We start from the raw sequence: 14,906 nt of genomic DNA, 5'->3' as shown, positions 1-14,906 counted from the left end.
CCCGACGGGAAACTTCGTCCCGCGCGCCATGCGAAGGCGTGCCGCGCGCCGGCCGGTATGATGGGCGCGAGTGCAGGAGCGCCCATGTTCACCAATATCCCCCCCGTCACCAAGGGCCTGCTGATCGCCAACGGCCTCGTGTTCGTGCTCCAGCTGGTCCTGGGCCCCGCCCTGGATGCGCTGATGCTGTGGCCCTGGCTGCCGCCGGAACTGGCGCCGTACGCGCCGTACCGCTTCATGCCGTGGCAGCTGCTCAGCTATGGCTTCCTGCACGGCAACACCGCGCACCTGCTGTTCAACATGCTGGCGCTCTTCATGTTCGGCGCGCAGCTCGAGTACGTATGGGGCCAGCGCCGGTTCCTGACCTACTTCCTGGTGTGCGTCGCCGGCGCGGGCCTGTGCCAGCTGCTGGTGGTGTCGTGGAGCGTGCGCAACGGCGGCGGGCTGTACCCGACGGTGGGCGCCTCGGGCGGCGTGTTCGGCCTGCTGCTCGCCTACGGCATGCTGTTCCCGCACCAGCGGGTCATGCTGCTGATCCCGCCGATCCCGATGAAGGCGCGCACCCTGGTGATCGTGTACGGCCTGGTGGAGCTGGTGCTCGGGGTCACGGGCACCCGGTCGGGCGTGGCCCACTTCGCGCACCTCGGCGGGATGCTGTTCGGCTGGCTGCTGATCCGCCACTGGCGTGGCCAGCCTCCGTTCGGCGGGCGACGTTTGCGTCGCGTCGTCTGATGCCGCCGTCCGTGGCGGCGCGCCACGTCATGCCGGCTTGACGCCCGCGGCGCTAGGTTGGGCAATCGCGAGCGCCTGCAGGGCGAGGACGACTGCACATGGACATCATCTTCGTCGGCGGGCCCTGGCACGGGTCCTCCAGGACCTTCGAGTCGCTTCCGGCGAAGATCCCGGCCGGGGGTGTGGCGACGTACGTGCCGTGGAGCGACCACCCGGCCACTGCCGGTGTCCTGGCACCGCGGCTCGAACGCGCGCATGCCTACGTGTGCGACACGCTGATGCCGCCGGCCCTGCTGGAGCGCGTCCAGGACGTACTCGTGCACGGCAGCGTGCCGTCGCATGGCGTCCCGGAGGATCCCGGGCCAGCTGGCATGGCGGCCTGAAGTCGTGCGGAGTCGCAGGTGTGCGGTGCCATGCCGATGCATGCCATGACGCGATGCCGTGACGACATCGCTTCCCCGGTCGCGGAGGAGCTTTCCGCAGGCCAGCCGTCGGCAGCGATGGCGGTGGGCGCGGGGGGCGGCCAGGATGGCGGCGGCTTCCTTGCCGCGGCCGCCAGCCGGCGCGCTGCGATGCCGTCAGCCGGGCGCGGATGGCGCGCCGCGGCGTCGGGTGGCGCGTACGCCGGCATGGCCTCGCCGGGGCCTCGATCCCAGGTACAGGCCGAGCGCGAACGCGGCATAGGCCGAGAACATCCCGGCGGCGCCGATGCGGTGCTCGAATCCGGGGCTCAGCCGCCGCGGCACCACGTGGTAGTCGACCGCGTAGGCGAGTGCCGCGACGCCCGCCGCCCGCATCGCGCGTCCGGCGGGCGGAGCGTGGTCGGGCCGCAGCGCCTCGAATATGCCTGCCCACCACAGCGAGCTGGCGTGGTGGATGCCGTAGCCGACGCTCGTGTAGCGCGGCGATGCACGGCGCACCCGGCGTGCGCGCGGATACCACAGCCACTGGCTGGCGGCGTTGGTGCCCGCCGCCGCGGCGCCGGTGCGGAACCGGCTGAACACGGAGACCATCAGCGTGGACAGCACGCTCGCCAGGGTGCCTGAGCGCAGGGCACGCCGCAGGAGTCCCCGCCCATGCGCGTGATGGTGCTCGGCACCGGCCTGGTGGGCGACGCGCTTGCCCGCGGCCTGCGCGCGCGCGGCCATCAGGTGGTCCAGGCGGGGCGCGACCCGCGCGCAGGGAGCGGCACGGTCGCGCTCGACTTCAACGCGCTGCCGGCCGACGCCACGCTGGTGCGGGCGCTGGCCGAGGTGGACGTGCTGGTGAATACGGTAGGCATCTTCCGCGAGACAGCAGAGCAGTCGTTCGATGCAGTCCACGTGAACGCGCCGCTGCGCCTGTTCGATGCCGCGCGGGTCGCGGGCGTGGGGCGCGTGCTGCAGGTCTCGGCGCTCGGCGCCGACCCACGGTCGCCGATCCCGTTCCTGGCCAGCAAGGGACGCGCCGACGAGGCCCTGCTGGCGTACAGCCATCCGGAACGCTGCGTGGTGCGGCCGTCGCTGGTGTTCTCGCCCGCGGGCGCGAGCACCCGCGCCTTCTCCGGCATGGCCGGGCTGCCCCTGCTGCCGCTGCCGGAGGGCGGTCGGCAGGAGATCCAGCCCATCCACCTCGACGATCTGGTCGCGGTGCTGGTGCGGCTGGTGGAGGCGCCGGAGGTGCCCGACACGATCGATGCGGTGGGACCGCGACCACTGCCGCTGCGCGAATACGTCGAGCTGTTCCGGAACGCGCTGGCGATCGGCGGGATCACGGTGCCGGTGCCGGCGTGGTTGGCGCGCGCGGGTGCCTGGCTGGTCTCGCGCGCCATGCCCCGCGTGCCGGTGGACCCCGACGCGCTGGCGATGCTGGCCGGCGGCAGCACCGCCGATCCGGCGCCCGTCGCGAACTGGCTGGGCCATGCGCCGCGCGCGCCCCAACACTTCTTCGAGGGCCTGCCGCTGTCGCGCATGCGGCGCAACGCGCTGCTGGGCTGGAGCCTGCCGCTGATGCGCGCGGCGCTGGCGTTCACCTGGATCGCCACCGGCCTGATCTCGCTCTTTGTCTACCCGCGCGAACTCTCGCTGGAGCTGCTGGCACGGGTCGGGCTGGCCGGTGGCCTCGCCAACGCGGCGCTGTGGACGGCGGCACTGCTCGACATCGCGCTGGGCGTGGCCCTGCTGCTCATGCGCAGCAGGGCGCTGCTGTACGTGGCGCAGCTGGTGCTGGTGGCGACCTACACGCTGGTCATCACCATCTGGCTTCCCGAACAGTGGTCGCACCCGTTCGGGCCGGTGTTGAAGAACCTGCCGCTGCTGGCGATGATCGCGGCATTGGCCGCGCTGGACCGGGGCGATGGACCTGATCCTCGTTAAGTACCTGCACGTACTGTCGTCGACGCTCCTGTTCGGCACCGGCATCGGCACGGCGTATTACCTGTTCTTCGTGAGCCGGACCCGCGACGCGAAGGTGGTGGCGGTGGTGGCGCGCCATGTCGTGGTCGCGGACTGGATCTTCACCGCCACCACGATCGTGTTCCAGCCGCTGAGCGGGCTCTGGCTGGCGCGGCGCATGGGGACTCCCCTGGCCACGCCATGGCTGTTCTGGTCGATGGTCGCATTCGCGATCGCCGCGCTGTGCTGGCTGCCGGTGGTGCGGCTGCAGATGCGGATGCGCGACGTGGCGGTCGCGGCGGCGGCGGCCGGACGCGAACTGCCGGTCGAGTACGCGCGCCACCTGGGCGCGTGGACCGCGCTAGGGATCCCGGCGCTGGTGTCGTTCCTGGCGATCTTCTACATGATGGTGGCGCGCCGGGTGCCGTTCATCGGTTGAACGACGCCCGGCCCGTCCGCGGCGCGATGCGCCTTACTCGGCCTGGCGCCAGATCGACACCTGCTCCTCGGGCTTGCGCACCATCGGGTTGCCGGCCTTGCACTTGAACGCCTTGGCGAAGGCGGGCAGGTTCACCAGCGGCCCGTTCGCGCGCCACTGGCCCGGGGCGTGCACGCTGGTCGCGGCGGCCTCGGTGGCCGATTCGGCCGACAGCTGCTCGCGCCACAGCGCGGCCCAGGCGCGGAAGAAGGATTCGTGCGCGGCGTTGTCCGCCCCCGGCTGCGCGGCCTCGAGCGCGTCGAACGCCAGTTCCACCGCGGCCAGGTCGGCCATGTTGCCTTCGCGGGTCAGGGTGGCGTTGACCTTGAGCCCGTCGGCCGCCGGATAGTCGTAGTTGGCGTACTGCAGGGCAAGGCGGTCGGCGAGCGCGCCGTAGGCGGCCTCGTCGGCGGCCGTCCACCAGGTGCGGATCCCGCCCGAGGCATCGACCAGCCGGCCCTTGATGTCGACGGCGCGGCCGAGTTCGTGCGCGACCAGGGCGCCGAAGCTGCCGTACTGCGCCGCTGTGTCCTGCTCCATGTCCAGGACCGGGGCCTGCAGCGCCGCGGCGGAGACGATCAGGCGGTTGTGGGCGATGTCGTAGGCCAGCGCCGGGTCCTGCGGCTGCACGCCCCAGCGGCGCTGCGCGTTGGTGCGGCCGATGCGGCGCATCTCCTCGCGGTGGTGCCAGCTCGAGGCGATCAGCATGTTGCTGCCGAAGCTGCTGCGGCCCATCGGCTGGACGCTGAAGTCGACGTCGTAGGCGGGGGCGCCGATCTCGATCCGCAGCGCGGCGAGCTTGGCTTCGGCCTCGGTGCGGGCTTCGGCCGACATCCACGTGCTGCGCGCGACCGCGCGTGCCAGCGCGTCGCGGACCTGGCCGGCGATGGCCTCGGCGCGCGAGCGGGTGGCCTCGGGCAGGTAGCGGGCGACGTACTCGCGCGCCAGCATCGGCCCGGCGGCGCGGTTGATCGCCTCCAGCACCTGCACGTCGCGCTGCGGCGGGGTGGACTGGCCGCGCAGCACGCGGCCGTGGAACGAGAAGTGGGCGTCGCGGAAGGCCTGGTTGAGGTAGGGCGCCATCGCGTTGCCGATCTGGTAGCGCAGGTAGGTCTTCCACTGGCCCGGCTTGAGCGTGCGCACCAGGTCGTCGACCTCGGTGAAGTACTCGACGTGGGCCATCGACACCTGGTCGGCGCTCACGCCCTGCGCCTGCAGGAACTGGTCGAGCTGCAGGTTGCGGAACTGCTTGGCGAAGCCGGCGGTGGATACCAGGGCGTAGTTCGCGCGCGGATCGCGCAGGGTGTCGATCGGGCGCGAGGCGCGGGCCAGCCGCGTCTCGAGGTCGAGCACCATCGCCATCTCTTCCTTGAGCTTGTCCTGCGGCGTGCCGGTGAGGGCGAGGATCTTCTCGACGTACTCGGTGTAGCGGCCGAGCAGGGCGCGGGTGTCGGCGTCCTCGCGGGTGTAGTAGGCGGGGTCGGGCAGGGCGATGCCGCCCTGGGTGAAGTACCCGACGTAGCGGTCGAGGTCGCCGAGGTCGAGGTCGGCGCTGAAGTTGAACGCCACCGGGATGCCGACCTGGTGCAGCGCGGCGATCGCGGGCGGGATGTCGCGGGCGCGGCGGATGGCGTCGATGCGCGAGAGCAGGGTGGCGATCGGCTGGGCGCCGTCGCGCTCGACCGCGGCCTCGTCGATGCCGCTGGCCCAGAAGTCGCCGAGCAGCTTCTGCACGTCGTTCTGCGGCGACAGGACGGCGTCGTCCAGCAGCGCGCGCTGCTGCAGGAGGGTGCGCTGCTGCAGCTGGCCCAGGGCAGAGACCGAGCCGGTGCCGTCGACCACGGTGTTGGCCGCGAGCCAGTCCTTGTTGACGAAGGTGTAGAAGTCGGTGCACGCGGTGAGCGCCGGTTGCGCCGGGGCCTTGCGGCGCTGGGCGTGGGCGTCGGGCGCGGCCAGGACCAGGAGCAGGCAGGTGGCGAGGGCGGCGGCAAGCGGCTTCTGCATCGGCATGGAGCTCGTCCGGGGTGGCTGGGATCGGGCCCGGATTCTAGCAAGGGGGGCGCGGGCGGCCTTCACCGCCGGCGCGGCCCCGGTCACGGATCCGGGCGGTGTCGCAGCCGGCGCTCGACGACAGGTGCCGGGATGTCGGCGAGGCTGATCCGCGTGTCCCGTCGGGGGGCTTGGCGGCGGACGGGCCGCGCCGCGGCTCAGCTTCGGTCGGGGCACGTCTTGCTTCGATGATCTGTCCGGGTGGACCGGCTCCGAGACTTGCGGCGGCGGCTGCTTTTAGGTCCTTGGCGGAGGACGGGCCACGCCGCGACTGGCGGCCCCGCTCCGCGAATGTCCTCCGGCGTGCGCACGGCGCGCGCCTCCCCCTGTAAGTTCGCTGCGCGGGACCACCAGCCGCGGCGTGGCGCGTCTCCGGTGACGTCGGCGGGGCGCAAGCCCGCATGCTTCCGAAAGAAAAAGCCCGGCGTTCGCCGGGCTTTTCCGTATGGCGCGGTTGCGCCGGATTACCAGATGATCACACGGTCGTCGCCGTCGCGCACCATCGGGTCGCCGGGCTTGCAGTCGAACGCCTCGGCGAAGGCGGGCAGGTTGGACGGGGCGCCGATGGCGCGGAACTGCGCCAGGGCGTGCTCGTCGGTCACCAGGCGCTTGCTCAGCTCCTCCGGGGTGAAGTTGCGGCGCCAGACCGTGGCCCAGTTCAGGAAAAAGCGCTGGTCCCTGGTCAGGCCGTCGGTCATCGGGTCGGGCTGGCCCTGCGTGGCCTTCTTCATCGCGTCGTAGGCCGTGGCCAGGCCGCCGAGGTCGCCGATGTTCTCGCCCAGGGTATGGGTGCCGTTGAGCGTGCGGCCATCGGGGAGCTTGTAGGCGTCGAACTGGGCGATCAGCTTGGCGGTGCGTTCCTTGAACGCGGCCGCGTCGGCTTCGGTCCACCAGTTCTCGAACTTGCCGGTCGGTCCGAAGCGGCTGCCCTGGTCGTCGTAGCCGTGGCTCATCTCGTGGCCGATCACCGCGCCGATGCCGCCGTAGTTCATCTCGTCCGGCGCGTCGGGGTCGAAGAACGGCGGCTGCAGGATCGCGGCCGGGAACACGATCTCGTTCTGCAGCGGGTTGTAGTAGGCGTTGACCATCTGCGGCGGCATCGCCCATTCGGTGCGGTCCACCGGCTTGCCGATCTTGTTGATCATCCAGCGATAGTTGAACTCCTGCGCCGCCAGCACGTTGCCCAGGTAGCTGTCGCGGCTGGTCTCAAGGCCGGTCCAGTCGCGCCACTTGTCGGGGTAGCCGATCTTGGTGGTGAACGCGGCCTGCTTTTCCAGCGCCTTGGCCTTGGTCTCGTCGCTCATCCACTCCAGGTTCCGGATCCGCTCCTTCAGGGCCTCGCCGAGGTTGGCGACCAGCGCTTCCATCCGCTCCTTGGACTCGGGCGGGAACGCGACCTTGACGTACATCTGGCCCATGGCCTCGTCGATCTGGTTGTTGATCGTGGCGAGCACCCGCTTCCAGCGCGGCTTGATTTCCTTCTGGCCGCTCAGGGTCTTGTTGTGGAACTCGAAGTGTTGCTGCACGAACTCGTCGGACAGGTACGGCGAGGCGTTGTCGACCACGTGGAAGCGCAGGTAGCTCTTCCACTGCTCGACCGGCACGTCCACCAGCATCGCGTCCACTTCGCGGAAGAAGTCGGGGACCGAGACCGAGAACAGCTTCGGCTGCTCGATGCCCTGGACCTCGAAGAACTTCGTCCACGGGAAGTTCGGGGTCAGCTTGTCGGCGTCGGCCACCTGCATCGGGTTGTAGTACAGCGACACGTCGCGCGAGAACTCGGCGCGCGACTTCGACACCTTCGCCAGGCGGGTCTCGAACGCCATCACGTCCTTGGCCTGCCGCGCGGCTTCGTCGGCCGGCACGCCGGACAGCTCCAGCACCTTGGCGATGTGGGCGACGTAGGCCTCGCGGATCGCCGCATGCCTGTCGTCGGTGTAGTAGGGCGTGTCGGGCAGGCCCAGGCCACCCTGGCCGGTGGCGGCGATGTTGATCGAGGAATCCTGGAAGTCGGGCATCGCCGCGACGCCGAGCAGGAAGCCCTGGCCCCGGGCGGCGGTGCGCTGCAGCCAGTCCACGAGGCCGGCGGTGTCGGAGAGCGCGTCGATCGCGGCCAGTTCGTCCTTCAGCGGCTCGATGCCCTGGGTGTTGATCTTCGCCTCGTCCATGCCGGTGGCCCAGAAATCACCCACCAGCTTTTCGACGCCGGTCGCATCCTCGAGGCTGGCCGCGTGCTGCGCGAGCTGGTGTTGGATCGCGGTGGAGCGCTCGTCGAGCATCTCGAACGCGCCCCAGTTGGTGCGGTCGGCCGGCACCGGGTTGGCCGCGAGGAACTTTGCGTTCACGTAGCCGGCGAAGTCGACGCAGGCGTTGATCGTGTCGTCGAGGTCGGACGGCTGGAAGCGGTTGACCGGCGGCAGGCTGGCCTCGTCGAGAACGAAGGACGGCTGCGCGGCGGTGGAATCGGTGGCGGGGGCCTGGTCCCTGCCGCAGGCGGTCACCGCGAGGGTGACGGCGAGGGACAGGAGCAGCAGGCGGGGTGCGGGTGCACGCATGGAATTCTCCGTGGAGCGGCGGAAGCGGCGGCCACGGCGGTGGCCGTGGCCGGTTGTGCGCCGCACTGTACGCCTGCGTCCTGTCCGGGAAGGGTGTCGGAGGTCATAGGCGCCCGCGGCGGCCCGGCTGCGGGAACGCGCGCGCGCAGGCAAAATCGGGACCTGTCCAGGGTGGAGGCACGGCATGCGGGTCCATTTCCACGGCGCGGCGGGCGAGGTGACCGGTTCGATGCACCTGGTCGAGGCCGCGGGCCGGCGGATCCTGCTCGACTGCGGGATGATCCAGGGCGGCCGCGAGATGGAGGCGCGCAACTTCGAGCCGTTCCCGTTCGACCCGGCCTCGATCGACGCGCTGGTCGTCAGCCACGCCCACATCGACCACGTCGGCCGCATCCCGCGCCTGGTCTGGCAGGGCTTCCGCGGCCCGATCTACATCCAGGACGCCGGCGCCGACCTGCTGCCGGTGATGCTGCTCGACGCCGCCTCGCTGGCCGAGAACGATGCCGAGCGCGAGAACCGCAGGCGCCGGCCCGGCGAGCCCGAGGCCATGCCGCTGTTCACCCGCAAGGACGTCGAGGACGTACTCGAGCGGGTGCGCCCGCTGCGCTACGGCGCGCGCACCACGATCGCACCCGGCGTCGAGATCGCGTTCCGCGACGCCGGCCACATCCTCGGCTCCTCGATCGTCGAACTGTGGGCGGAGGGCCGCAAGCTGGTGTTCTCGGGCGACCTCGGGCCGCAAGGCACGCCGATCCTGCGCGATCCCGAACTGGTCCGCAACGCCGACCTGGTGCTGATGGAATCCACCTACGGCGACCGCAACCACCGCGACCGGCTCGACACCATCCACGAGTTCGGCGACCTCCTCGAGCAGGCGTGGAACGCGCGCGGCAAGGTGCTGATCCCGGCCTTCGCCGTGGGCCGCTCGCAGGAGCTGCTGTACTGGTTCGCGCGCTACTGGGACGAATGGCAGATCTCGCGCTGGCGCATCTTCCTCGACAGCCCGATGGCGGCGAAGGTGGTCGCGGTCTACGACCGCCACCGCACGCTGTTCGACGAGGAGGCGCGCGAGGTCTGGAAGCGCCGCCCCAATCCGTTCACCCTGCCGAACCTGCACCTGACCGACAGCACTGAGGCCTCGATGGCGATCAACCGGATCGAGAACGGCGCAATCGTGATCGCCGGCAGCGGCATGGCCAACGGCGGCCGGATCCTGCACCACTTCCGCCACAACATCGAGCGCCGCGCCACCCACGTCGTGTTCGTCGGCTACCAGGCCGAAGGCACGCTCGGGCGCCGGCTGGTGGACGGTGCAGCCACGGTGCGCATCCACGGCGAGGAGTACCGGGTCAACGCACGGATCCACACCATCGGCGGCCTGTCGGCGCATACCGACCAGTCCGGGCTGCTGGCCTGGTACGGGCACTTCGAGGGCAACCCACCGGTGGTGCTGGTGCATGGCGAGGATCGCGCGCGCGAGCCGCTCGCGCGCGAGCTGCGCCGCCGCGGCGCGGGCGAGGTGACGCTGGCGCGGCCCGGGACGGCGGTCGAGGTCTGAGCGCTCAGGCCGGCGGCTTGTCCGCCGGGTCCTGCGTCGGCGCCTGCGGCGTGGCCGCCTGCTCGGCGCCGGCGTTGAGCGCCACGGAGGGCCGCTTGGGCGGCACGAACGGCGTCGGCTTCGGCGCTGGCGCGCCGCCCTGGCGCCGATTGCCGATGACCAGCCGCGCGCCGGCGCGCGAATCGTTGCTGGCCACTTCCATCTCGAAGCGCTCGGCGTCGAGTTTGCGGATCTGGGTGGAGATCGCCGCGGCCTCGTCGGCGGGCACGCCGAGCGCGCGCAGGGCCGCCTCGCCGAAGGCCACGGCCGAGCCGAAGGTCTCGCGCACCTGCACGTCGACCCCGGCCTTGACCAGCTGCAGCGCATGCTGGCGGTCGTAGGCGCGCACCAGCAGCTTGGCCTGCGGGAAGTGCCGCCGCGCCAGTTCCACGATCCGGTTGGCGGCGGCGCGGTCGTTCACGCACACCGCCAGCGCACGCGCCGTCCCCGCGCCCGAGGCGCGCAGCACGTCGAGCCGGCGGCCGTCGCCGTAGTACACCTTGAAGCCGAACTCCGACGCGCTGCGGATCATGTCGATGTCGTTGTCGATGATGGTCACGTCGACATCGCGCGCCAGCAGCGACTGGCTCATCACCTGCCCGAAGCGGCCGAAGCCGATGATCAGCACGCTGCCGGTCTGGCCGCCGGCCACGTCCACCCCGTCCAGCGACGGGGTCGTCGTCTCGCGCAGCAACGGCCGCACCGCGAGCGTGGCGAGCGGGGTCAGCACCATCGACAGCACCACGGTCGCGGTGAGGGTGTCGCTGGTCGGGCCGTCGATCACGCCCGCGGCCTCGGCCGCCGCGTACAGCACGAAGGCGAACTCGCCGCCCTGCGCCATCAGCACCGCGCGGTCGAGCGCGTCGCGGTGGCTGGTGCGCAGCAGCCGCGCGACGACGTAGATGCACGCGGCCTTGGCCAGCATCAGCGCCGGCACGGCCAGCAGCACCAGGGTCCAGCCGTCGCGCACCACCGCCAGGTCCAGCGACATGCCCACGGCGAGGAAGAACAGGCCGAGCAGGATGCCGCGGAACGGTTCGATGTCCGCCTCGATCTGGTGCCGGAACGTGGACCCGGACAGCAGCACGCCGGCCAGGAAGGCGCCCATGGCCATCGACAGCCCGCCCATCTCCATCAGCACCGCCGCACCCAGCACCACGAGCAATGCCGCGGCGGTCATCACCTCCCGCGCCTTGGCCGCCGCCAGCAGCCGGAACAGCGGATTGAGCAGGTACAGCCCCGCCACCACCAGGCCGAGCAGCGCGGCCGCGGCGATGCCCACGGCCACCAGCCCCGAGGGCGCGTCCGGATCCGCGGGCGCGTGCGACATCACCGCCACCAGCGCCAGCAGCGGCACGATCAGCAGGTCCTCGAACAGCAGGATCGACACCATGCGCTGCCCGCGCGGCAGCGCGATGTCGCCGCGCTCGCCCAGCACCTGCATCACGATCGCGGTCGAGGTCATCACGAAGCCGGCGCCGCCGATGAACGCGGCCTGCGGCGACAGGCCGAACAGCCGCAGAACCCCCACCAGGGCCGCGCCCGCGATGCAGATCTGCAGCGCGCCGAGGCCGAAGATCTGCCGGCGCAGGTTCCACAGCTGGGACGGGCGCATCTCCAGCCCGACCACGAACAGGAACATCACCACGCCCAGTTCTGCGAAGTGCAGGATCGCCTGCGGGTGCGAGAACCAGCCCAGCCCGAACGGCCCGATGGTGATGCCCGCGGCCAGGTAGCCGAGCACCGAGCCCAGCCCGAGCCGCCGGAACAGCGGCACGAAGACCACCGCCGCGCCGAGCAGGGCGACGGCGCCGACCAGCAGGTTATCGGCGCCCGCGTCGGCCGCCATGGCCTCAGCGCCGTCGCGCGGGCGCGGTCAGCGACAGCAGCAGGAAGCCGCCGACCAGGCCGGCGTTCTTCATGAAGTGCAGCAGCTGCGCACTGCGGGCCGGCTCGGCCAGGCCCCAGAACGGATGGTTCATCACAGCGTCGGCCACCAGCAGGGCGGCGGCGGCCAGGGCCAGCGCCCGGACCTTCCATCCCGCCGCCATCAGCACCCCCAGCAGCAGTTCGGCCGCGCTGAAGGTCAGGGTCGCGCCGCTGGTGGGCACGCCGCGCCAGGCGGCCCACAGGCGCCAGCTCCCCATCACGATGAACACGCTCGCCAGCAGCAGGCGGGCAAGGACGATTCCGGGACTCGGCGGGGTCGGACGGAAGGACATGCGGCGCTCGCGGGGCGGGGTCGCATGCAAGGGTGTCACAGCCGGCCGGCGGCTTTCCAGCGCGCCCGGCCGCGGGGATGGCCGGGAACGGGCGCAACGGGTACAATGACGGCGTTTGCAACACGGCTGCCCACCTGCATCCGCAGGCCACGATCCTGGCAGGCCGGCCCCGGGGGACCTCCCGGCGGCGCCTCTCCCGCACGTCTTTCGTCGCGCAGACACGGTTCCGGAAGCCTCCGGACGCCGCCAATCATTGCCCGCAACGCGGATCTGGATGGTTCCGGGCAAGCCCAGCCGAAGGCCTCGATCGATGCCCGTGCCCACGTCCGTGGCCGCATGGCGCGGCGGGACGCGGCTGCCGAGGAGCAAATCCCACATGACGCCTGACACCACCCCCTTCGCCGCGCTGGGGCTTTCGCCCGCGCTGCTGCGCGCCCTCTCCGAGACGGGCTACACCACGCCGACGCCGATCCAGGCCCAGGCCATTCCCTTCGCCCTGCAGGGCCGCGACCTGCTGGGCGCCGCCCAGACCGGTACCGGCAAGACCGCCGCCTTCGGCCTGCCGCTGCTGCAGCAGCTGGCCAAGGCCACGCCCGCCAAGGGGCCGCGCAAGCCGCGCGCCCTGGTGCTGGTGCCGACCCGCGAGCTGGCGGTGCAGGTCGCCGACAGCCTCAAGGCCTACGGCCGCCACCTGCGCCTGAACGTGACCATGGTCTTCGGCGGCGTCGGCATGCAGCCGCAGATCGACAACCTGCGCCGCGGCGTCGACGTCCTCGTCGCCTGCCCGGGCCGCCTGCTCGACCACCTCGACTCCGGCCACGCCAAGCTCGACGCGGTGGAACTGCTGGTGCTCGACGAGGCCGACCGCATGCTCGACATGGGCTTCCTGCCCTCGATCAAGCGCGTGCTCGCGCGCGTCCCGCAGCAGCGCCAGACGATGCTGTTCTCGGCCACCTTCGAGCCGCGGATCCGCGCCCTGGCGATGGAGCTGCTCAAGGATCCGGCCGAAGTGCAGGTCGCCGCGCAGAACACCATCGCCGACACCATCGTCCACCGCGTGCATCCGGTGGACGCCTCGCGCAAGCGCGACCTGCTGGTCGAGATCCTGTCGCGGCGCCACGCCGACCAGGTGCTGGTGTTCGGCAAGACCAAGCATGGCTGCAACCGCCTCGCCGAACAGCTCGGCAAGGCCGGACTGCCGGCGCTGGCGATCCACGGCAACAAGAGCCAGGCGCAGCGGCAGAAGGCGCTCGACCAGTTCAAGTCCGGCAAGGCGCGGATCCTGGTCGCCACCGACGTGGCCGCGCGCGGCCTCGACATCCCGAGCCTGCCGCTGGTGATCAACCACGACCTGCCGATGGTGGCCGAGGACTACGTGCACCGCATCGGCCGCACCGGCCGCAACGGCGCCAGCGGAGAAGCCCTGTCGCTGGTGTCGCCGGACGAGGCCGCGCTGCTGCGGCAGATCCAGCGCCTGCTCAAGGCGGGGATCGAGATGGAGGACGTGCCCGGCTACGCGCCGGCGCAGCCGCTGCGCCTCGACGGCAACCAGCCGGGCCGGCGCAACGGCGGCGGCAAGCCCGGCGGCGGGCAGCGTCCGCCACGCAAGCCCGGCCAGCGCGGCCACGGCAAGCCCGGCGGCCAGGGGGCGCACGCGCATGCCGGCAAGCCGGGTTCGCGCCCGTCCCGCGGCGGCAACCAGCGCCGCGACTCGCGCGCCTGAGGCCCGGCCGGGCACACGAAGGCCGGCCCCCGCGGGGGCCGGCCTTTTTCTTGCCCGCATTCCGCGCGCTCAGCGCGGCAGGCGCAGCCGGGTGCGGTGGAAGTTCCCGGGGGTGCCGGCGCTGCGGGCGAAATAGAGTTCGCCGCGTCCCCACAGCACGGTGGGGTGGTACTCGTCGGCGGCCGTGTTCACGCACGGGCCCAGGTTCACCGCTTCGGTGAACACGCCGTGGACCTGGCGGCTGACGTAGAGGTCGCCCCAGCCATGGCCGACGTCCTCGAGGCCGTCGTCGTCGCGGTCCAGGCGCACGAACAGCAGGGTTCGGCCGTCGGGCGAGATCTCCGGATTGAATTCCCAGCGCTCGGGCGTGTTCACGCCCGGGCCCAGCAGTTCCGGCGGACCGTAGCTGCCGTCGCGCCGCGGGCGGCTGCGCCAGATCTGCACGTCCCCGCCGGGCTCCGGTGCCTTGACCCGGGCGAAGTACAGGTTGCCGAGCAGGTCCGCGCTCGGATACAGCTCGTCGTAGCCCTCGGCGTTGACCTGGTCGCCGAGGTGCACCGGCTCGCTCCACCCGTGCGCGGTGCGGCGCACCATCCACAGGTCCATGTCCTGCCGGGGCCGGCCGTCCACCGGGCGCATGGACGAGAAGAACATCGCCGTCCCGAGCGGGGTCACGAACGGATCCATGTCGGCGTACGTGCCCGAGAACGGCACCACGGCCGGCGTGGACCAGCGGCCGCCCGGCAGGCGGCGCGAGGTGCGGATCTCGGCGCGCTCGCGCGTGCCGGGCCACCAGCCTTCGCTGTGCGACCAGTACGCCTCGGTGAGCAGCGGATTGAAGTTCAGCCGCCACTGCCAGCTGTCGGGAAGGGAAATGGTGCCGGGGGCGAACACCTCGGTCGGCGGGCAGGGCGGCGCGTGAGGGGAGGGCGACGCAGGGGAGGGAACGGGAGAAGGAGAAGGGGTCGGGGAGGGGCCGCCGCGCGCGTGCGCGCAGGCCGCGGCGAGCGCGGTGGTGAGTGCGGCGGCGAGCAGTCCGGCGGTCAGGGCATCGGGTCGGATCATGGCGCTTGCTCCGGCGACGGTGTGCCGAAGCAGAGGCCTTCAGGCGCGCACCACGCAACGACCTTGTGACGAAGCGTCCCGATCGCGGGGCGAACGCCACCTGGGCGCTTGCG

At 71.8% G+C, this 14,906-nt stretch carries 12 protein-coding genes; 6 read left to right on the top strand and 6 right to left on the bottom strand.

What is annotated here, in order from left to right:
• Nucleotides 1–84 precede the first annotated feature (84 nt).
• Nucleotides 85–732: a rhomboid family intramembrane serine protease gene (locus LUTJ29_RS0103410; RefSeq protein WP_027071318.1), complete on the top strand. Its 648-nt coding sequence runs from the start codon at nucleotides 85–87 to the stop codon at nucleotides 730–732.
• A gap of 98 nt (nucleotides 733–830) precedes the next feature.
• Complete coding sequence (locus LUTJ29_RS0103405; protein WP_027071317.1) at nucleotides 831–1,115, top strand: hypothetical protein; 285 nt, start codon at nucleotides 831–833, stop codon at nucleotides 1,113–1,115.
• A 195-nt stretch (nucleotides 1,116–1,310) separates the two neighbouring features.
• On the opposite strand, the gene LUTJ29_RS15980 is transcribed toward LUTJ29_RS0103405, so the two are convergent.
• A complete protein-coding gene (locus LUTJ29_RS15980; RefSeq protein ID WP_051322662.1) occupies nucleotides 1,311–1,760 on the bottom strand; it encodes a hypothetical protein in 450 nt (149 codons plus the stop codon).
• Nucleotides 1,761–1,808: 48 nt separating this feature from the next.
• On the opposite strand from LUTJ29_RS15980, the gene LUTJ29_RS0103395 reads away from it, so the two are divergent.
• Complete coding sequence (locus LUTJ29_RS0103395; RefSeq protein ID WP_027071316.1) at nucleotides 1,809–3,086, top strand: SDR family oxidoreductase; 1,278 nt, start codon at nucleotides 1,809–1,811, stop codon at nucleotides 3,084–3,086.
• Nucleotides 3,067–3,543 carry a DUF2269 domain-containing protein gene (locus tag LUTJ29_RS0103390; RefSeq protein ID WP_027071315.1) on the top strand — a complete coding sequence of 159 codons (477 nt, stop codon included), beginning with the start codon at nucleotides 3,067–3,069 and terminating at the stop codon, nucleotides 3,541–3,543. Before LUTJ29_RS0103395 ends, LUTJ29_RS0103390 begins: the two co-directional genes overlap by 20 nt.
• A gap of 33 nt (nucleotides 3,544–3,576) precedes the next feature.
• On the opposite strand, the gene LUTJ29_RS0103385 is transcribed toward LUTJ29_RS0103390, so the two are convergent.
• Entirely contained in the window at nucleotides 3,577–5,592 is a 2,016-nt protein-coding gene (locus LUTJ29_RS0103385) for a M13 family metallopeptidase (protein WP_027071314.1), read from the bottom strand.
• 503 nt (nucleotides 5,593–6,095) lie between these two features.
• Complete coding sequence (locus LUTJ29_RS0103380) at nucleotides 6,096–8,162, bottom strand: M13-type metalloendopeptidase (protein ID WP_027071313.1); 2,067 nt, start codon at nucleotides 8,160–8,162, stop codon at nucleotides 6,096–6,098.
• 208 nt (nucleotides 8,163–8,370) lie between these two features.
• Between LUTJ29_RS0103380 and LUTJ29_RS0103375 the strand changes: the two genes are divergently transcribed.
• A complete protein-coding gene (locus LUTJ29_RS0103375; protein WP_027071312.1) occupies nucleotides 8,371–9,744 on the top strand; it encodes an MBL fold metallo-hydrolase in 1,374 nt (457 codons plus the stop codon).
• Nucleotides 9,745–9,748: 4 nt separating this feature from the next.
• On the opposite strand, the gene LUTJ29_RS0103370 is transcribed toward LUTJ29_RS0103375, so the two are convergent.
• Both LUTJ29_RS0103370 and LUTJ29_RS0103365 read right to left on the bottom strand, forming a co-directional pair.
• The gene (locus LUTJ29_RS0103370) at nucleotides 9,749–11,632 is read right to left on the bottom strand and encodes a monovalent cation:proton antiporter-2 (CPA2) family protein (protein ID WP_027071311.1); all 1,884 of its coding nucleotides are present in this window, start codon (nucleotides 11,630–11,632) and stop codon (nucleotides 9,749–9,751) included.
• A 4-nt stretch (nucleotides 11,633–11,636) separates the two neighbouring features.
• Nucleotides 11,637–12,005, bottom strand: coding sequence for a hypothetical protein (locus LUTJ29_RS0103365; RefSeq protein WP_027071310.1), 369 nt, complete (start codon nucleotides 12,003–12,005; stop codon nucleotides 11,637–11,639).
• Between the two features lie 376 nt (nucleotides 12,006–12,381).
• On the opposite strand from LUTJ29_RS0103365, the gene LUTJ29_RS15975 reads away from it, so the two are divergent.
• Complete coding sequence (locus tag LUTJ29_RS15975; protein ID WP_043740315.1) at nucleotides 12,382–13,728, top strand: DEAD/DEAH box helicase; 1,347 nt, start codon at nucleotides 12,382–12,384, stop codon at nucleotides 13,726–13,728.
• A 69-nt stretch (nucleotides 13,729–13,797) separates the two neighbouring features.
• Here LUTJ29_RS15975 and LUTJ29_RS15970 read toward each other — a convergent pair whose 3' ends face one another.
• Nucleotides 13,798–14,793, bottom strand: coding sequence for a PD40 domain-containing protein (locus LUTJ29_RS15970; RefSeq protein WP_144774223.1), 996 nt, complete (start codon nucleotides 14,791–14,793; stop codon nucleotides 13,798–13,800).
• Nucleotides 14,794–14,906 lie beyond the last annotated feature (113 nt).

The organism is Luteimonas sp. J29 (genome assembly GCF_000472505.1).
Lineage (GTDB): Bacteria > Pseudomonadota > Gammaproteobacteria > Xanthomonadales > Xanthomonadaceae > Luteimonas.
This window is presented reverse-complemented; position numbering and strand designations above follow the sequence as displayed.

Excerpts from the sequence above, each read along its gene's own strand:
- LUTJ29_RS0103410 (WP_027071318.1), top strand. The coding sequence starts at position 85 with ATGTTCACCAATATCCCCCCCGTCACCAAGGGCCTGCTGATCGCCAAC.
- LUTJ29_RS0103405 (WP_027071317.1), top strand. The coding sequence starts at position 831 with ATGGACATCATCTTCGTCGGCGGGCCCTGGCACGGGTCCTCCAGGACC.
- LUTJ29_RS0103395 (WP_027071316.1), top strand. The coding sequence starts at position 1,809 with ATGCGCGTGATGGTGCTCGGCACCGGCCTGGTGGGCGACGCGCTTGCC.
- LUTJ29_RS0103390 (WP_027071315.1), top strand. The coding sequence starts at position 3,067 with ATGGACCTGATCCTCGTTAAGTACCTGCACGTACTGTCGTCGACGCTC.
- LUTJ29_RS0103385 (WP_027071314.1), bottom strand. The coding sequence starts at position 5,592 with ATGCCGATGCAGAAGCCGCTTGCCGCCGCCCTCGCCACCTGCCTGCTC.
- LUTJ29_RS0103375 (WP_027071312.1), top strand. The coding sequence starts at position 8,371 with ATGCGGGTCCATTTCCACGGCGCGGCGGGCGAGGTGACCGGTTCGATG.
- LUTJ29_RS0103370 (WP_027071311.1), bottom strand. The coding sequence starts at position 11,632 with ATGGCGGCCGACGCGGGCGCCGATAACCTGCTGGTCGGCGCCGTCGCC.
- LUTJ29_RS0103365 (WP_027071310.1), bottom strand. The coding sequence starts at position 12,005 with ATGTCCTTCCGTCCGACCCCGCCGAGTCCCGGAATCGTCCTTGCCCGC.
- LUTJ29_RS15975 (WP_043740315.1), top strand. The coding sequence starts at position 12,382 with ATGACGCCTGACACCACCCCCTTCGCCGCGCTGGGGCTTTCGCCCGCG.
- LUTJ29_RS15970 (WP_144774223.1), bottom strand. The coding sequence starts at position 14,793 with ATGATCCGACCCGATGCCCTGACCGCCGGACTGCTCGCCGCCGCACTC.